The 16791-nt window shown below is 68.0% G+C and carries 16 protein-coding genes; 2 read left to right on the top strand and 14 right to left on the bottom strand.

Going from position 1 to position 16791, the window contains the following annotated elements; genetic code table 11:
- Positions 1-127 precede the first annotated feature (127 nt).
- The 10 genes from ACZK3W_RS06270 to ffh all read right to left on the bottom strand — a co-directional run bounded on the left by ACZK3W_RS06270 (position 128) and on the right by ffh (position 7203).
- A complete protein-coding gene (locus tag ACZK3W_RS06270; RefSeq protein ID WP_253143365.1) occupies positions 128-535 on the bottom strand; it encodes a DUF1801 domain-containing protein in 408 nt (135 codons plus the stop codon).
- Between the two features lie 38 nt (positions 536-573).
- A complete protein-coding gene (locus ACZK3W_RS06265) occupies positions 574-1008 on the bottom strand; it encodes a DUF1801 domain-containing protein (protein ID WP_032127553.1) in 435 nt (144 codons plus the stop codon).
- Between the two features lie 79 nt (positions 1009-1087).
- Positions 1088-1468 carry a DUF6404 family protein gene (locus ACZK3W_RS06260; RefSeq protein WP_049462347.1) on the bottom strand — a complete coding sequence of 127 codons (381 nt, stop codon included), beginning with the start codon at positions 1466-1468 and terminating at the stop codon, positions 1088-1090.
- Between the two features lie 82 nt (positions 1469-1550).
- Positions 1551-1952, bottom strand: a complete 402-nt coding sequence (gene rplS, locus ACZK3W_RS06255; RefSeq protein ID WP_005408597.1) for a 50S ribosomal protein L19 — start codon at positions 1950-1952, stop codon at positions 1551-1553.
- Positions 1953-2106: 154 nt separating this feature from the next.
- Positions 2107-2865: a tRNA (guanosine(37)-N1)-methyltransferase TrmD gene (gene trmD, locus ACZK3W_RS06250; protein WP_253143367.1), complete on the bottom strand. Its 759-nt coding sequence runs from the start codon at positions 2863-2865 to the stop codon at positions 2107-2109.
- Between the two features lie 8 nt (positions 2866-2873).
- Positions 2874-3386: a ribosome maturation factor RimM gene (gene rimM / locus ACZK3W_RS06245; RefSeq protein WP_010483256.1), complete on the bottom strand. Its 513-nt coding sequence runs from the start codon at positions 3384-3386 to the stop codon at positions 2874-2876.
- A gap of 44 nt (positions 3387-3430) precedes the next feature.
- Positions 3431-3691 (bottom strand): 30S ribosomal protein S16, encoded by a 261-nt coding sequence (gene rpsP, locus ACZK3W_RS06240; protein WP_005415733.1) that lies wholly within the window; start codon positions 3689-3691, stop codon positions 3431-3433.
- Between the two features lie 131 nt (positions 3692-3822).
- Positions 3823-4605, bottom strand: coding sequence for an aminotransferase class IV family protein (locus ACZK3W_RS06235; RefSeq protein ID WP_125894525.1), 783 nt, complete (start codon positions 4603-4605; stop codon positions 3823-3825).
- Positions 4602-5678: an NAD(P)H-dependent flavin oxidoreductase gene (locus ACZK3W_RS06230; protein WP_049398965.1), complete on the bottom strand. Its 1077-nt coding sequence runs from the start codon at positions 5676-5678 to the stop codon at positions 4602-4604. The genes ACZK3W_RS06235 and ACZK3W_RS06230 overlap by 4 nt, the downstream gene beginning before the upstream one ends.
- Before the next feature lie 148 nt (positions 5679-5826).
- A complete protein-coding gene (ffh, locus tag ACZK3W_RS06225) occupies positions 5827-7203 on the bottom strand; it encodes a signal recognition particle protein (RefSeq protein ID WP_005408591.1) in 1377 nt (458 codons plus the stop codon).
- 122 nt (positions 7204-7325) lie between these two features.
- Here ffh and ACZK3W_RS06220 point away from each other — a divergent pair, with 122 nt between their 5' ends.
- Positions 7326-8120 (top strand): cytochrome C assembly family protein, encoded by a 795-nt coding sequence (locus ACZK3W_RS06220; protein WP_032127560.1) that lies wholly within the window; start codon positions 7326-7328, stop codon positions 8118-8120.
- A 90-nt stretch (positions 8121-8210) separates the two neighbouring features.
- On the opposite strand, the gene ACZK3W_RS06215 is transcribed toward ACZK3W_RS06220, so the two are convergent.
- The 4 genes from ACZK3W_RS06215 to radA all read right to left on the bottom strand — a co-directional run bounded on the left by ACZK3W_RS06215 (position 8211) and on the right by radA (position 14500).
- Entirely contained in the window at positions 8211-8675 is a 465-nt protein-coding gene (locus ACZK3W_RS06215) for a YbjP/YqhG family protein (RefSeq protein WP_253143370.1), read from the bottom strand.
- A gap of 92 nt (positions 8676-8767) precedes the next feature.
- A complete protein-coding gene (locus tag ACZK3W_RS06210; RefSeq protein ID WP_346486603.1) occupies positions 8768-11074 on the bottom strand; it encodes a tetratricopeptide repeat protein in 2307 nt (768 codons plus the stop codon).
- 48 nt (positions 11075-11122) lie between these two features.
- Complete coding sequence (locus ACZK3W_RS06205) at positions 11123-12979, bottom strand: ATP-binding protein (protein WP_478450588.1); 1857 nt, start codon at positions 12977-12979, stop codon at positions 11123-11125.
- A 144-nt stretch (positions 12980-13123) separates the two neighbouring features.
- Positions 13124-14500, bottom strand: coding sequence for a DNA repair protein RadA (gene radA / locus ACZK3W_RS06200; RefSeq protein WP_149909388.1), 1377 nt, complete (start codon positions 14498-14500; stop codon positions 13124-13126).
- 149 nt (positions 14501-14649) lie between these two features.
- On the opposite strand from radA, the gene ACZK3W_RS06195 reads away from it, so the two are divergent.
- The gene (locus tag ACZK3W_RS06195; RefSeq protein WP_478450587.1) at positions 14650-16710 is read left to right on the top strand and encodes a putative bifunctional diguanylate cyclase/phosphodiesterase; all 2061 of its coding nucleotides are present in this window, start codon (positions 14650-14652) and stop codon (positions 16708-16710) included.
- The last annotated feature ends 81 nt before the right edge of the window (positions 16711-16791 follow it).

Genomic DNA, 16791 nt, shown 5'->3' with positions numbered 1-16791 from the left:
AGCCGACCAGCGGCCGGCTCTACCGTTTCTTCTTCGCCGCCGGTCATTACCACGGTAGTGCCGGCCGCTGGCCGGCAACCTCAAGCCCCTCCGGAAGCATCGCGCAACAGCCGGCCAGCGGCCGGCTCTACCGCTTCTTTTTGGCAGCGTTGAACGTGGCCGCCGCGCGCAGCAGTGCCTTCAACGCGGCGGCATCCGGCATCGCGCCTTCATGGATGTCGATCGCACGTCGCGTGTTGCCGTCCAGGCTGGCGTTGAACAGGCCCTTCGGATCGGCCAACGCCGCACCGTTGGCAAAGGTCAGCTTCACCGCCTGTTTGTAGGTTTCGCCGGTGCACAGGATGCCGTTGTGCTCCCACACCGGCGTGCCGCGCCACTTCCAGGTTTCCTGCACGTCCGGCAGCGCCTCGTGGATCAAGGCACGCACGCGTGCCAGCGCCTCGCCACGCCAGTCGCCCAGCTCGGCGATGCGTGCATCGATCAGTTCAGCGGCCGGGGTTCCGGCATCGGCAGGGTTCGGTGCATGCGTGGCCATCAGCGGTTCTCGTCGGCAGGGAGATCGGAACGATGCACTTACATGCGCTCGCCGGGCAATGCCGCGGCCTGGCGCACCCAGTCGAGGAACTGCGCCTCATCCAACGCACCCTCCTGCTGGATGTGCAGGTAGCGCGTATCAGCACTCTTCGACGGCTCCGGCGGCACCGGCTTCAGCGCAGCGCCGCGGAAGAACGCCACCTTGATGTAGCGGGTGAAGCAGTGGAAGCTGAGAAACCAGCCTTCGCCCGGCGCAACCGCATACATCGGCGAATTCCACTTCACTGCCTTGTGCACACCGGGTACAGCCTGTTCGATCAGCGCGTCCAGCTGTGCTCCGATCGGCCGCTTCCAGTCCGGCATCGCCGCGATATAGGCCTGCACCGGCGCATCGCCCTCGCCCTTGGCGATCTGCGGGTTACCGCCTGACAACAGCGCGGGCGCGGTGGAAGGTGCGGTTCGCTTGGCAGGCATCGCACAGCACGTCCATCGGGATGAAACCGCAGCCTAGCGCGGCCTGTCCCCAACGGTCACGGCGCAGTGCGCCATCGGCTCAGTCCGCTTGCCGCGCCCGGAACTGCTGCCAGTCCGGCAGCTTGCGGTGGCGGCGCAGCGAACGCATCAGCGCCGCCATCACAATGCCGAACAGCGCACCGGCCACCAGGCCGGCCGCCAGCAGCAGGGCCAGCGGGCGCTCACTGCCCTGCCACAGCATCAGCCACATCAGCGCGGTCCAGAACAGCCCGAACAGCAGGCCCTGCACCAGCGCATTGGTGCCGAAGCCGGCCAGGATCGGCGGTGGCAGTGCGATGCCCATGCGCCACAGAAGGCGATGCAGCAGCGGTGCCGACTGCACGCGCGCCAGCCCTTTTCCGTCGAGGAAGCGCAGCGCCGACTGGATCACGGCGGGATAGCGCGGGTTGATGTCGTTCATCCCCTGATCGTGGCCGAAGCGATGCCGGAAACGCAAACGGCCACCCGAAGGTGGCCGTCGCGGCAACAACCGAAGTTGTTTATCAGGCCTTTTCGGCCAGACGGGCAGCCTTGGCGGCAGCAGCGGCAGCCAGGTCTTCCTTGATGCGGGCAGCCTTGCCTTCCAGGCCACGCAGGTAGTACAGCTTGCCGGCGCGGACCTTACCACGACGCTTCACTTCGACCGAGTCGATGATGGCGCTGTGGGTCTGGAAAACGCGCTCGACGCCGTAGCCGTGCGAGATCTTGCGGACGGTGAACGAGGAGTTCAGGCCGGCGTTCTTGGTGGCGATGACAACGCCTTCGTAGGCCTGCACGCGCTCGCGGCTGCCTTCCTTCACCTTCACGTTGACGACAACGGTGTCGCCCTGGCTGAACTTCGGCAGTTCACGGGTGATCTGGGCGGATTCGAATTCCGCGACGATGGACTTGTTCAGCTTGCTCATGGGTTACACCGATTCTTGTTCGGGTGGGCGTGTCGTATCGACAACGTAGGCTCATGCAGTCACCGGACTGTGCTGCACGTTTGTTTTGGGTACTGCGCGCGTCGGCCGGGGCCGACGGGAATTGGCCATGATAGCCGATAACGCCAGCCCTGCGCTAGGGGCTGGCCTTGTGTTTCTGGGCCTGACGGCCCTGCTCCAGCAGCTTGCGGTCGGCCTTGCCCAGCGCCTGTTCATCCAGCAGGTCCGGGCGCCGCTGGGCGGTACGGACCAGCGACTGCTGGCGGCGCCAGGCCGCGATGGCCGCGTGGTTGCCCGAGCGCAGCACGTCCGGCACGTCACCCAGCGGGTGCTGGGCCGGCTGGCTGTAATGCGGGCAGTCGAGCAGGCCGAGGTCGCCCTCGAAGCTGTCCTGCACCGCCGATTCCGCGTCGTTCAGGGCACCGTCCTGCAGGCGGGCCACGGCGTCGATGATCACCGCCGCGCCCAGCTCGCCACCGGACAGCACGTAGTCGCCGAGGGAAATCTCCTCGTCGACATTGGCCTCCAGGAAACGCTCGTCGATGCCTTCGTAGCGGCCACAGAGCAGGACCATGCGCGGCAGCGCCGCCAGTTCCCGCACCTTGGCCTGGGTCAACGGCGCCCCCTGCGGGCTGAGGTAGATCACCCGCGCCGGGGTCGGATCAGCATCACGGATCGCCTGCAGGCAGGCCTGCAGCGGCTCGATCAGCATCACCATGCCCGGGCCACCACCGAACGGACGGTCGTCCACCCGGCGGTAGTTGCCTTCGGCGTAATCACGGGGATTCCAGCCATGCAGGCTGAACAGGCCCTTCTCCTGCGCGCGCCCGACCACGCCCAGTCCAGCGGACTGGGCGAGGAACTCGGGGAACAGGGTGATGACGTCGAAACGCATGCTCACACTCAGAACTCGGGATCCCAGTCGACCACGACCAGGTTGGCCTCGAAGTCGACCGACTTGACGAAGTCCGGCTGCACGAACGGAATCATCCGTTCGCGGTCACCACGGACCACCACCACGTCGTTGGCGCCGGTGCTGAACAGGTGCGAGACCTGGCCCAGGGCAACGCCCTCGGTGGTCTTCACGTCCAGGCCTTCCAGGTCCACCCAGTAATACTCATCGGGCTTCGGCGGCGGCAACGCACTGCGGGCCACGTAGATCTCGGTGCCGTGCATCGCTTCAACGGTATCGCGGTCCTCGACGCCGGGGAAACGGGCGACCAGGTGCTTGCCGCTGTCGCGGCCGCGTACACCTTCAATCGTGGTTTCCACGCCGGACGGGCTGCGCACGATCCACGGCTGGTAACGGAAAATGGCGGAACGTGGCTCGGTCCAGGACTCGAGCTTGATCTCGCCGCGCACACCAAAAGCGCCGACAACCCTGCCCAGCAGGATGCGGCGCTCGATATCTTTCATCTGCTTCAACCAAGAGGGCCACGCCGAAGCGTGGCCCGTCAGGATCAGGCCGCAGCGGCCTGGGACTTGGTCGCTTCCTTGATCAGGTTGCGGACCTTGTCGGTCGGCTGGGCGCCGTTCTTGACCCAATGGTCAACGCGGGCCAGGTCCAGCTCGATGCGCTTCTCGGCGCCCTGGGCGACCGGGTTGTAGAAGCCAACGCGCTCGATGTTGCGGCCGTCGCGCGCGCTGCGCACGTCGGTGACGATGATGTGGTAGAACGGACGCTTCTTGGCGCCGCCGCGGGTCAGTCGAATCTTGACCATGGTGTTTTTCCTATTGCCCAGTCGCCAGGATGGCGAGGTAAGCGGGCGATTATAGCGGCAGAGCCCGGCCGAGCCAACCCCAAGGATGGCCTACCTTCACGGTAGCGCCGGGCCATGCCCGGCGGGGGTTTTCACCCCAATCTGTCCCAAGCCACCGCCGCCAGCACTGCCCTGCCCTGTTCAGCCAGTGCCTGCGAACCCGGCAGGACATGCCCGTCGATGGCGTCCAGCGCCCATAGGCCGCTGGCGTTGCAGGCAAAAGCGGCCTTCACGCTATCCAGTTCAGCCAGTGCCAACGGCCGCGTCAGCTGTGCCCCCTGCCAATGCTGCTTCAACAACGTCTCGGCAGTACCGCGCAGGGCCGGCGCCTGTGGCCAGAGCAGGCGCTCACCATCGTGCACGGCCAGGTTCCAGGTGCTGCCTTCACTCATCACGCCATCAGCGGTCACGAACAGCACATCGTCGAACCCTTCCGCCATCGCCGCACGGCGCTCGGCAAACAGGCCGAAGGTGCCGACGTGCTTGATCTGCGGAAGTTCGCGCTGCCACACCACGCTGCGCACCCGCTTCGGTGCGGTCAGCGCCACCGGCGCGGACACCGCCACCAGCACGTCCACCGGTACGGCCGCCAGCGGATTGCGGAAATCGAAGCGGCGCGAGTACACCGTCACCCGCAGCGAGGCATCGGCCAGGCCGGCCTGCTGCAGCGCCTGCGCCATCCAGCCCTGCACCTGCGCCGCATCCAGTTCGCTGCCGAACAGTTCGCGCGTGGCCTGCGACAGCCGCGCCAGATGCAGGTCCAGTCCCTGCACGGCGTGACCGCGCACCTGCAGCGAGGTGAAGTGGCCATAGTTGACCAGCGCAGGCAGCAGATCCTCCACCTGCACCGGTTGGCCGTTGCAGGTCACGGTCATCGCAGCAGCGCCTGCGCCTGTTCCCACATGCCGCGCAATACGTCGGCGGCCGGCTGTGCCGGGGCCATCCACGCCGACTGCCCGGCCCAGGCCTGCATCGCCGCCAGACGATTTTCCTGCACGGCCTGCCTGCGCATCGGCGCGGTCAGGCCGCGCTGCACCGGGTACGGGCGTGGCGCCGGTGCGCCTTCCGCAGCGGCGGCGCGCACATAGGGGGTCGCCAGGCCACGGCCCAGGCGGCCGCTGAAGGCGCGGGTCGGCCAGGTATCTTCGGGTTCGCTGGCCGCCAATCCATCGGCCCACGCTGAAGCGATCGCCGCTTCGGGCGTGCGCAGGAAGGCAGTGCCGATCTGCACGGCACTGGCCCCCAGGGTGAGTGCGGCAGCAATGCCACGGCCATCGGCGATGCCACCGGCGGCGATCACCGGAATCTGCAGGTGATCGGCCAGGCGCGGCAACAACGCAAACAGGCCGACCAACTGACGCTCGGCCATCGCCGGATCGAACGCGCCGCGATGGCCACCGGCTTCCACGCCCTGTGCCACCACCGCGTCGGCACCGGCGTCCTGTGCCGCACGCGCTTCGGACAAGGTGGTCGCACAGGCGATCCAGGCAATGCCGGCATCCTTCAACTGCTGTACGTGGCGCGGCAGCAGCACGCCCATGATGGTCGAGGCCACCGCCGGGCGCGCCGCCAGCAGTGCGGCGAACTGTTCTTCGAAGTCGGCGGGCGTGGCATCGGCGGCGCTGGCCGGCACGTCCGGACCCCACTGCGCGAGGAAGGCGCGGCTGGCGGCTTCAGCGGCGACATCACGGGTCGGTGCCGGGTCCGGCACCCACAGGTTCACCTGTGCGGGGCCCGTCGAGGCAGCGCGGAAGTCATCCATCCAGTGGCCGATATCGGCCGATGACGACAGCACTGCGCCCATCGCCCCCATGCTGCCGGCATTGGCCAGCGCAGCCGACAACGGCACCGGGCAGGCGCCGGCCATCGGGGCCAGCAGGATCGGAACGGAAACGCCAAAGCGCCGGCAGAACGCCTCGACGCGGGAAGATACAGCGGAACTCTGCATGACGGCCCATCGTTTCGGACAGGCCCCCATGGTGCGCGCAGGACGGGGGTAGAGTCGAGCTTGCTCGACTGGACCACCAACAGCAGTCGAGCAAGCTCGACGCTACGCAGGCCGCGCCGACCACAGCGCGCGCCCACGCATCAACGCATCAACGGAACGGCATGCCGCGGCCGCCCATGGCGCCCATCATGCCCTTCATGCTGCGCAACATGCCCTTCATGCCGCCGCCGGCCATCTTGCTCATCATCTTTTCCATCTGCATGTACTGCTTCATCAGCTTGTTGACGTCGGCGGGGGTCACGCCCGAGCCCTTGGCGATGCGCGCGCGGCGCGAGCCGTTGAGCAGGTTCGGGTTGCGCCGTTCCTTCTTGGTCATCGAGCTGATGATGGCGATCATGCGCGGCACTTCCTTGCCCTGGCTGACCTGCTGCTTCAGATGGTCGGGGATGTTGCCCAGGCCCGGCAGCTTGTCCATCAGGCCGCCGATGCCGCCCATGTTCTGCATCTGCTCAAGCTGGTCACGCATGTCGTTCAGGTCGAACTTCTTGCCCTTGGCGACCTTCTCGGCCAGCTTGGCGGCCTTGTCCTTGTCGACCTGCTGCTCGACCTGCTCGACCAGCGACAGCACGTCGCCCATGTCGAGGATGCGGCTGGCGATACGGTCCGGATGGAACACGTCCAGGCCTTCCGGCTTTTCGCTGACACCGACGAACTTGATCGGCTTGCCGGTGATGTAGCGCACGCTCAGCGCGGCACCGCCACGGGCGTCGCCGTCGGTCTTGGTCAGCACCACACCGGTCAGCGGCAGCGCATCGCCGAAGGCCTTGGCGGTGTTGGCCGCGTCCTGGCCGGTCATGGCGTCGACCACGAACAGGGTTTCGGCCGGATTCACCGCCGCGTGCAGGGCCTTGATCTCGGCCATCATTGCTTCGTCGATGGCCAGGCGGCCGGCGGTATCGACCAGCAGCACGTCGACGAACGACTTGCGCGCATCGTCGATGGCGGCGCGGACGATGGCTTCCGGCTTCTGGTCGGCGCTGGACGGGAAGAACAGCACGCCGACCTGCTCGGCCAGGGTCTTCAGCTGCTCGATCGCGGCCGGACGGTAGACGTCGGCCGAGACCACCATCACCTTCTTCTTGCGCTTTTCCTTCAGGTGCTTGGCCAGCTTGCCCACCGTGGTGGTCTTGCCGGCGCCCTGCAGGCCCGCCATCAGGATGATGGCCGGAGCGGGCACATTGAGGTTCAGGTCGCTGGCTTCGGCGCCCATCACCGCGGTCAGCTCGTCGCGCACGACCTTGATCAGGGCCTGGCCCGGGGTCAGCGACTTCAGCACTTCCTGGCCGACCGCGCGCACCTTGATGCGCTCGATCAGGGCCTGCACCACCGGCAGCGCAACGTCGGCTTCGAGCAGCGCGATGCGGACCTCACGGGTGGCCTCGCGGATGTTCTCCTCGGTCAGGCGGCCGCGGCCACGCAGGCGCTCGATGGTGCCGGAAAGGCGCTGGGTCAGTGACTCGAACATGCGGCGCAACCTGTCTGAAAGCGGGGGACAATAAGGCAGACAGTATAACGGGTCCGCTCCCCTCCCCGGACTGCGACCACAGGGCCGTCGCCACCACCGCAGGGGTATGCGAAACTGCAACGATGTTAATCGTTCTCATCGCCGCCCTGCTCTACCTGGCCGCCAGCGCCCTGCTGGTGCGTGCGCTTGGCCGCGATGAAAGCACCGGCTCCCCCGCCTGGCTGTGGCCCGCCCTGCCGGCGATGCTGCTGCACGGCGGCTACCACGTGATGGTGGCGATGCGCACCAACGGCGGGCCGGACATGCACTTCTTCGCTGCGCTGTCGCTGGTCGGCCTGGGCATGGCCTGGCTGACCTCGCTGGTCGGCGCGCGCGGGCGCATGTCGGCACTGGGCGTGGTGGTGTTCCCGCTGGCCGCGGTACTGCTGCTGGCCTACCACGGCTACGGCCACGAACCGAGCAAGGTGCTGGGCTGGCGCCTGGCCAGCCACGCCTGGCTGGCGCTGCTGGCCTACGCCACGCTGAGCATCGCCGCGCTGCTGGCGATCATGCTGTGGCTGCAGGAACGCGCCCTGCGCCGCCGCGAGTTCCGGCCGTGGCTGCGCGCCCTGCCGCCGCTGGCCGATCTGGAATCGCTGCTGTTCCGGGTGATCACCGTCGGCTTCGCGCTGCTGACCCTGACCCTGGTCACCGGCGTGCTGTTCGTCGACGACCTGCTGGCGCAGAAGCTGGTGCACAAGACCGTGCTGAGCGTGCTGTCGTGGATCGTGTTCGGCGTGCTGCTGATCGGCCGTCGCCGCTACGGCTGGCGCGGCATGAAGGCGGTGCACTGGACGCTGGCGGCGATGCTGTTGCTGCTGCTGGCCTTCTTCGGCAGCCAGTTCGTGATCGAACTGGTGTTCGGGCATTCGCGATAGCGGTGTGCCGGCCAACGGTCGGCACCCACCCCGGTAGTGCCGGCCGCTGGCCGGCAACAGGACCGCACCCTGCGTGGATGCCGCAGACGGTCAAGGCAGCGGCTGGGCCAGGATCTTCCGTACCGAGCGACCGCTGTTGGTGAGGATGTCGTCCACCTGCCAGCAACCCTGGCCCTGGCGCACCATCGGCAGCCGGGTCACGTAGGCCGTGTTCCATACCGAATAGCGCATCTCGACCTGGCCGGACGTCGCCGAGGCCTCTTTCCAGATGTAGCGCACCGGACTCTCGATGTCGCCATCCTGCGCATCCAGCCACGGGTCCGAATCGACGGTGCAGATGCCTTCCTCGCGCGTCTGGCAGGCGCGCTCGCCACGCAGGGCCTTGCCGAAGGCCGGGCTGACCAGCGCCGGCGGCGGTTCCAGCAGATCGCCATTGCCGGTGGTTGCCTCGTAGAAGGCACGGGCGACAGCCACTGGTTCCTGGCAGGCCGGTGCGGCCTGCACGGCGGGGGCCAGCAGCAGCCCGGCGATCATGAACATCCCTGTCTTCCGCATGTATTTCTCCTTGAGGTAGTGCCGGCCGCTGGCCGGCAACACAGGATATCCCGGCGCTGCCGGCCAGCGGCCGGCACTACCCGATACCCGGCTTACAAGCCGTAACGCTCGATCACGTCCAGGTGCGGCTGGCGATCCTGGTCGCAGGCTTCGGCCAGGCGCAGCCAGCAATGCGGATGCGGCCACTTCGCGGTTTCCTGCTGCAGGAAGCGGTGCAGCGCCAGCGGCGCATGGTCCTGCGGCTGGGCGACCGTGAACAGCAGGCCCGGCAGCGTGCCCTCCTCCTCGCCCGGATCGGTCACGGTGTAATCCGGGCGGCTGTGCGACCACACCTGCCAGCCCTGCGCCTCGGCCGCTGCGACGAAAGCATTCCACGCCTCTTCGCCCGGGTGTGCGCCGTCAATCAGCCAACTGCGGGCGAAGCCGCCGCGCTCCAGCACATGCACCTGCGCATAGGTCGGGATGAAGTGCTCGCGCGCTTCTTCCTCCTCCGGCGCCGGGTGCACCAGCGCAGCATCGAACACCACCCAGTCGCCCACCTGCTGGGCGCGGTTGGCCGGTGCGTTCTCGACGATACGCGCGGTGACCGGGCCACTGCGGCGCGCGTAGTACTCCATCGGCTCGCCGTTCTCTTCGCTGCGGATGATCACCCAGCCCCACGGCTCCTCGACCACGCCGTCCTGGCTGGACAGCTCCATGCCGATCGCCGCCGCCGAGCGGCGCACCGCATCCCAGTCGCGTGCCGCGCTGGCCGCGCTCATGTGGTCCCAGTGTGCGGCGTTGGGTTCTTCCAGCAGCTCCACCAGCTGCGCATAGCAGGCCTGCGCCTCGCTGAAGCGACCGGTTTCCATGTACATCCGCGCCAGCGTACCGCGTGCGCCATGCGAGCCCGGCGAGGCCGCCAGCAGCGCCTGCGCGGCCTGCTCCAGTGCCGGCCAGTCGGACACGCGACGGGCGCGCTGCACCTCGCACCAGTGCGCGAACACCGGCACGCTGCCACGATAGAGATCAGCCAACTGGCGCAGGCCGGCATCGTCGCCCTGCTCGGTCAGCCAGCGCATCAGCGTGTAGGCGGCCGGGCCATCATCCTGCGCATGTGCGCGCACGAAGCGCCACAGCAATGCGCGCGCTTCCGTCTGCGCCCCACAGGCGCTCAGCGCGGAGGCAGCCATCTCGGCCAGCGCCTCGTCATCTGGCAGCTGCGCCTGTGCCTGCAGCAGCCACTGCGCCTCACGTTCGGGATCGCGCGACTGATTCTGCTCTCCCTGCTCGTTCAGCCAAACCAGTAGTTCAGCGGCTGGCACCGGCAGCGGCGCCACATCCGGCAATGCATCGATGCGTGCCGCCAGGCCGGCCACCAGCGCAGCCGCCCCACGGTCCTGGCGCAGCTGTGCCAGATGGGTACGCGCCAGTTCCAGCTGGCGCATCGCCACCCAGCGTGCGCCACGCTGCAGGGCCAGCTCCAGGCTCAACGCAGCGACTTCGATCAGCAGGCGGTGCGAGCCAACCTCGGCAAAGTGTTCGATGATGGTGTTGAAGCGCGTACCCAGGTCCCAGGTATTGCGTGCGGGATCACGCCGGCACAGCGCTGCGGCGGTGTTCGCCCACAGCCGCCAGTAGGTAGGCGTCAGCTCGCTCCACGGCACCAGCTGCTGCAAGGCCTCTTCGTCGCGGTCCAGCTGGGCCAGCGCCCACGCCTTGGACAGGCGGCGCGGCACCGTGCAGTTGGCCGGCTCGTACTCGCCGGACGCGGCCACTTCGGCCTCGCGCTTCTCGATCAGCAGCAGCGCTTCTTCGGCGCGGCCCATGCCCAGCAGGATCTTGATCTGCATCTCCGGGAAGCTGTCGAACACTTCCTTGCCGCAGGCCTCGATCGCGTCGGACTGCACCTGCAGGTAATCCAGTGCATCCTGGCCACGGCCATCATCAAGCAGTGCATCGGCCTTCTCGCAGCTCAGGCACTGGAAGCAGGCCCAGCTCGGGTCGATGCGACCCAGTGTTTCATCGCACACCTCGATACGCTCGGGCACCCAGCCGGGGCCATCGATGTTGCCGTAGCAGGCGGCAAGATCCTGGGTCACGCAGATCGACTGCGGGCACTCCAGGGTGTCCTCGCGATGCGCACGCTCGAACAGCGCCACGGCTTCGCCCAGCGCGCTCTCGCCTTCGACACGATTGCCGACGCGGTTGCGCAGCGCCCAGTGGCCGACGTAAACGTCGACCCACGGATTGTCCAGCGCCTTGCCCAGCGCACGCGCTTCGGGCAGCAGCGCGTCAACGCGGTCGACACGCAGTTCGCTCACCTCGTCGGCGAGGCGGTTCAGCAGGTGCGCATTCTGCGCCTGGCCGGCCTGGCGCAGGTCACCCTGCAGTTTTTCGACCCAGTTCCAGATGTCCATGGGGTAAGTACTCCTGTCTAGCGAAGGCTGGATGAGAGGATGCAGTGCTCAGCGCAGCATCTGCTGCAGGGCACCGGCGATATCGGTGAAGGCGCCGTTGAGATCCGGGCCGGGCGTGGCGGTCGCGCGGGCCAGGGGACGGCCCTGCGCGGCGACGATGATCTTCAGTGAGCGCAGCAGGCGCGCTGCGGCTTCGGCCTGCGGGTGGCCCTCGCGCTGGGCGCGCAGCAGCGCCTGCACCGCGGGGTTGTCGAGGTTGAGGTACAGCCGCGATGGCGCACGCGATTCGATGCGCGCGGTGAACTGACGCGCCAGGCGCAGCGCCGCCATTGAAACGCGCTTGTCGTTCTCATCGTCTTCCAGGCGCTGCTTCAGCTCGGCTTCGCGGTCGGGCACCACCACCACCGGCAGCGACTCGGGACTGAAGCGTGCCGGCAGCAATTGTTCGCCGTCACCCAGCTGCTCGCGCAGCCATGCCAGCTGCGCCTCGTCGAGGCTGTCATCGCTGCGGAACAGCGCGCGGTTGCCCTGCTCGGTGCCGAGCTCGACCAGACGCAGTCCCTTGGCCTGGGCCCAGCGGCGCAGGAATGGCACCACCGCATAGCGATGGCCATGCGCGACCGGCACGCCCATCGCACGGAACAGCATTTCCTCGAAGCCGCCGCCGTTGTCGAGGATCACGTGCACGGCACCGCGTGCGGGCAGCGCACTGGCCGGCAGGTCACCCTGCGAAGTCGGCACGCGCACGTGCTCCAGCAACAGGTCGAACAGGCGGTCATCGCACAGCGCCGCGCCCAGCAGGGCCTCGTTGTGGCGGCTCAATACGCGTCGCCACGCCTCTGGCTGCTGCCGCGCAACGTCGGCCAAGCCGTCGATCAGCGCCTCCAGCAACGCATGCTGCACGGCGCGGTACTGGTCATCGCGCTGCAGGTCTTCGCGGCTGGCGGTGGGCGTGAGCCGCGAGGATTCGATCACCCCGCCGATGAAGCCCGCCCACGGCGGCAGCAGGTCACGCGCATCGTCGTCCAGCAGCATGCCGCGCACGAACACCGACAGGTTGCGGTTGTCACTGGTGCCGTAGGTGGCGCCGTCCTGCACCCACAGCAGGCCGGTGGCATCGCTGTTGCCATCGGCACGCAGCGGCACGGTGACGATCGGCTCGAAATCATGTTCGAAACGCGCCGCGAACTGCAGCGCCTGGCGACGCGCCTGCACCGGATGCAAGGCCACATCGCCCTGGCCGCGCCACGGCGGCGGCTCGGGGTTGAGCGCCTCGGCCGCAGCACCGATGAAGATCGGCTCGGACAGCAGCGCGCAGTAGCGACCCAGCACTTCGTGCAGGCGCGCCTCGTTGGCCAGCGGCAGGAAGTCCGGATGCAGCTCCAGTTCCACCTCGGTGCCGACCGCGCGTGCCGGCACTTCGCTGACGGTGTACTGCTCGGCGTTGCTGGACACGTACAGATGGCCCAGTTCCGGCGTCTGGTACGAGGTGGTGCGCACGCTGACCCGGCGCGCCAGCACGAAGGCCGACAGGAAGCCGAGGCCGAACATGCCGATCAGGCCCTCATCGTCCTCGCCACCCTGGCGCAGGCCGCGGGTGTAGCCGACGCCGACGGTGGCCAGGTAGTCATGGATCTCCTGGCGGGTCAGGCCGGCGCCGGTATCGATGATGCGCAGCACGCCGGCAGCGGCATCGACCTGCACCGAAATGCGCGATGGCACTTCGATGCCGGGCTGTTCGATGCGGCGGCGGATGATCGAGTCGTGCGCGTTCTGCACCAGCTCACGCAGCGCCACCACCGGGGTGGAATACAGGTGCTTGCCCAGCACCGTCATCAGTCCATTTAGATCGACCCCGGCGCGACGGATTTCGGCGTTGGGGGCGGTGAGCGCGGTGTCCTGCATGTAATCGTTTACTCCTGGGCACGGAAAGACGCCAGAGGGCGTCTTCGTCGAGCGGGAAAAACTAGCACAGGGAGGCTGACCGTTACCGTGTCGGCCGCCGTATTCCACGTGCGCGGTGGTGACGCCGGGCCATGCCCGGCGCGATCACGCCGCGTCGATAGCCTCGGACAGGCGCTCCACCGCGATCACTTCCATGCCCTTCACCGAGCCGCCCTTGGGCGCATTGGCCTTGGGCACGATGGCGCGCTTGAAACCATGGGTGGCGGCCTCGCGCAGGCGGTCTTCGCCATTGGGTACCGGTCGGATCTCGCCGGACAGGCCAACCTCGCCAAACGCAATCGTCTTTTCCGCCAGCGGCCGGTCCTGCAGCGAGGACAGCACCGCCAGCAGCACCGGCAGGTCGGCAGCGGTCTCCTGCACGCGGATGCCACCGACCACGTTGACGAACACGTCCTGGTCGCCGACCAGCACGCCGCCGTGGCGATGCAGCACCGCCAGCAGCATGGCCAGCCGGTTCTGCTCCAGGCCGACCGCGACACGACGCGGGTTCGACAGCGGCGACGCATCGACCAGTGCCTGCACTTCCACCAGCAGCGGCCGGGTACCCTCGCGGGTGACCATCACGCAGCTGCCCGGCTGATGGGTGCTGCCACCGGACAGGAAGATCGCCGACGGATTGGAGACTTCCTTCAGGCCCTTGTCGCCCATCGCGAACACGCCCAGCTCGTTGACCGCACCGAAGCGGTTCTTGAACGCGCGCAGCAGGCGGAAGCGGCTGCCACTCTCGCCTTCGAAGTACAGCACCGCATCGACCATGTGTTCGAGCACGCGCGGGCCGGCGATACCGCCCTCCTTGGTCACGTGGCCGACCAGGAACACGGCGGTGCCGGTCTCCTTGGCGAAACGCACCAGCCGCGCCGCGCTCTCGCGCACCTGGCTGACCGAGCCGGGCGCGGCGGTCAGGCTCTCGGTCCACAGGGTCTGCACGGAGTCGGCCACGATCAGCCGTGGGCCGGCCTTGGACGCATGCTGCAGGATCGACTCGACGCCGGTCTCGGCCAGCGCGTTGACACCATCCAGCGGCAATTCCAGCCGGTGTGCGCGGCCGGCCACCTGGGCCAGCGACTCCTCGCCGGTGACGTACAGCACCGGCAGCTCGGCCGCCATCTTCGCCACCGCCTGCAGCAGCAGGGTCGACTTGCCGATGCCCGGATCACCACCGACCAGTACCACCGCGCCCTCGACCAGGCCACCGCCCAGCACGCGATCGAACTCGCCGATGCCGGTCGAGACACGGCGATGCTCGGTCTGCTCCACGTCCTTCAGGGCGGTGATCTTCGGCGGGTCGATCTTGCCGGCCCAGCCGGCCCGGCGCGACGCGGGCGCCTTGGCCGCCGCCGCGCTCTCCAGCACGATTTCCGACAGCGAGTTCCAGGCGTTGCACTCGGTGCACTGGCCCTGCCACTTGCTGAATTCGGCGCCGCATTCACTGCAGACGTAGGCGGTGCGGGCTTTTGCCATCGGATGATTTCCAGCAACGGGAACAGGCGTGGCAGGATAGCCGAGCCGGGTCGCAGGTGCTGCGACCGCTCAAGTCCCGCCCACCCGCGCCGATAGCTGTCGCGGGCGTGCGCCTTGCGGGCGCCCCTCCCTCCCCCTCTGGATTCAACATGACTGGCAGTTACAGTCAGAGCCTGGTCGCCATCTCCCTGCTGGTGGCCATTCTTGCTTCGTACACGGCGCTGGACATGGCCGGCCGCCTGGCCACGGCCGAGGGCCGCGTGGCCCGCTGGTGGCTGGCCGGCGGCGCGGCGGCGATGGGCCTGGGTATCTGGTCGATGCATTTCATCGGCATGCTGGCCTTCGACCTGCCGATCCCGGTCGGCTACGACCTCGGCATCACCCTGTATTCGCTTGCAGTGTCGATCGGCGCTTCGGCCTATGCGCTGTGGCTGGTGTCACGACCCAGCCTGCCCTGGCGACGACTGCTGGCCGGCGCCGTGCTGATGGGCCTGGGCATTGCCACCATGCACTACCTCGGCATGGCCGCGATGCGCATGCAGCCAGGTATCGACTATCACCCGGGCTGGTTCGCCGCCTCCATTGCAGTAGCCATCGGTGCCGCCGGCGCGGCGCTGTGGATCGCCTTCCGCCTGCGTACCGAGCAGCGCCACACCATGCGCCTGCGCGCACTGGCCTCGCTGGTGATGGGCCTGGCCATCGTCGGCATGCATTACACCGGCATGGCCGCCGCACGCTTCCCCGAAGGCAGCATCTGCGGCGCGGTCGGCAGCGGCGGCATCGACACGCGCTGGCTGGCGGTACTGGTGATCGTCACCACTGTAGCCACCCTGGGTATCGCCCTGGTGGCCTCACTGTTCGACCGGCAGATGCGCGTTCGCACCGGGCTGCTGGCCGATTCGCTGGCGCACGCCAACGACAAGCTGATCCAGGCCGCCCTGCATGATCCGCTGACCCAGCTGCCCAACCGCATGCTGCTGCAGGACCGCATCGAGCAGGCCATCGAAAAAGCGCGCCGCCGCGGCCGCGCAGTGGCGGTGATGTTCTGCGACCTGGACGGCTTCAAGGCGGTCAACGATGCCTACGGCCACCAATTGGGCGACCGCCTGCTGGTGGCGGTGGCACAGCGCATCGGCGGCCTGCTGCGGCCGCAGGACACGTTCGCGCGCCTCGGCGGCGACGAGTTCGTGATCGTGCTGGCCATCGACACCCCGGACGATGCGGTGGTGGTGGCCGAACGCATCATCGCCGCCGCCGGCGAACCATTCACCCTGGATGCCGCCGAACTGCAGGTCAGCGCCAGTCTCGGCATCGCCCTATACCCGGATGACGCCAGCAACGAGCGCGAACTGATGGCGCACGCCGACGCGGCGATGTACCACACCAAGGAAACCGGCCGGAACGGCTATACCTTCTTCACCCCGTCGATGCAGCTCAGTGCCAACCGCCAGCTGCGCCTGCTGCAGGACCTGCGCAAGGCGATCGCGCGTGACGAGCTGCTGCTGCACTACCAGCCGAAGTTCCCGGCCGCTGGCGCACCGGCCACTGGCGCCGAGGCGCTGCTGCGCTGGCAGCACCCGGAACTGGGCCTGCTGGCGCCGGATGTGTTCATTCCCATCGCCGAGCGCAGTGGCCTGATCCTGCCGATCGGCGACTGGGTACTGGACCGTGCCTGTGCACAGCTGCGTGCATGGCACGAGGCCGGGCATACGGAATGGTCGATGGCGGTGAACCTGTCGCCGCTGCAGTTCGCCTCGCCGGCCCTGCTGGAGAGCGTGCGCGAGGTGCTGCAGCGGCACCGGATCGAGCCGGCACGGCTGACCCTGGAGATCACCGAGACCACGGCGATGAAGGATGTCGACGCCAGCCTGGCGATCCTCAACGACCTGACGGCGATGGGCGTGCATATCGCCATCGACGATTTCGGCACCGGCTACTCCAGCCTGCTGTACCTGAAGCGGATGCCGGCCACCGAACTGAAGATCGACCGCGCGTTCGTGCATGACCTGGAACGCAACGACGAGGATGCCGCCATCGTGTCGTCGATCATCGCGCTGGGCCGCACCCTGCAGCTGCAGGTGGTGGCCGAAGGCGTGGAGACGCAGGCGCAGCGCGAATACCTGAGCGAACTGGGCTGCGACCAGCTGCAGGGCTATCACCTGGGCCGGCCTATGGATGCCGAAGAGTTCCTGCGCCGGATGGCGGGGTAGAGCCGGCCGGCTTCCCGCGATTGCCGGCCAGCGGCCGGCACTACCCATATCCGCAGACAAACAAAAAGGCCGCCCGAGGGC

This window comes from Stenotrophomonas sp. 80084_Sma, assembly GCF_056481995.1.
Note: the sequence above shows the minus strand (reverse complement) of the source record. Positions and strands in the feature narration are given on the sequence as shown.

What these genes read in the sequence shown, in the direction of transcription:
- ACZK3W_RS06270 (WP_253143365.1), bottom strand. Translation starts at nt 535, where the DNA reads ATGGCCACGCATGCACCGAACCCTGCCGATGCCGGAACCCCGGCCGCT.
- ACZK3W_RS06265 (WP_032127553.1), bottom strand. Translation starts at nt 1,008, where the DNA reads ATGCCTGCCAAGCGAACCGCACCTTCCACCGCGCCCGCGCTGTTGTCA.
- ACZK3W_RS06260 (WP_049462347.1), bottom strand. Translation starts at nt 1,468, where the DNA reads ATGAACGACATCAACCCGCGCTATCCCGCCGTGATCCAGTCGGCGCTG.
- rplS (WP_005408597.1), bottom strand. Translation starts at nt 1,952, where the DNA reads ATGAGCAAGCTGAACAAGTCCATCGTCGCGGAATTCGAATCCGCCCAG.
- trmD (WP_253143367.1), bottom strand. Translation starts at nt 2,865, where the DNA reads ATGCGTTTCGACGTCATCACCCTGTTCCCCGAGTTCCTCGCCCAGTCC.
- rimM (WP_010483256.1), bottom strand. Translation starts at nt 3,386, where the DNA reads ATGAAAGATATCGAGCGCCGCATCCTGCTGGGCAGGGTTGTCGGCGCT.
- rpsP (WP_005415733.1), bottom strand. Translation starts at nt 3,691, where the DNA reads ATGGTCAAGATTCGACTGACCCGCGGCGGCGCCAAGAAGCGTCCGTTC.
- ACZK3W_RS06235 (WP_125894525.1), bottom strand. Translation starts at nt 4,605, where the DNA reads ATGACCGTGACCTGCAACGGCCAACCGGTGCAGGTGGAGGATCTGCTG.
- ACZK3W_RS06230 (WP_049398965.1), bottom strand. Translation starts at nt 5,678, where the DNA reads ATGCAGAGTTCCGCTGTATCTTCCCGCGTCGAGGCGTTCTGCCGGCGC.
- ffh (WP_005408591.1), bottom strand. Translation starts at nt 7,203, where the DNA reads ATGTTCGAGTCACTGACCCAGCGCCTTTCCGGCACCATCGAGCGCCTG.
- ACZK3W_RS06220 (WP_032127560.1), top strand. Translation starts at nt 7,326, where the DNA reads ATGTTAATCGTTCTCATCGCCGCCCTGCTCTACCTGGCCGCCAGCGCC.
- ACZK3W_RS06215 (WP_253143370.1), bottom strand. Translation starts at nt 8,675, where the DNA reads ATGCGGAAGACAGGGATGTTCATGATCGCCGGGCTGCTGCTGGCCCCC.
- ACZK3W_RS06210 (WP_346486603.1), bottom strand. Translation starts at nt 11,074, where the DNA reads ATGGACATCTGGAACTGGGTCGAAAAACTGCAGGGTGACCTGCGCCAG.
- ACZK3W_RS06205 (WP_478450588.1), bottom strand. Translation starts at nt 12,979, where the DNA reads ATGCAGGACACCGCGCTCACCGCCCCCAACGCCGAAATCCGTCGCGCC.
- radA (WP_149909388.1), bottom strand. Translation starts at nt 14,500, where the DNA reads ATGGCAAAAGCCCGCACCGCCTACGTCTGCAGTGAATGCGGCGCCGAA.
- ACZK3W_RS06195 (WP_478450587.1), top strand. Translation starts at nt 14,650, where the DNA reads ATGACTGGCAGTTACAGTCAGAGCCTGGTCGCCATCTCCCTGCTGGTG.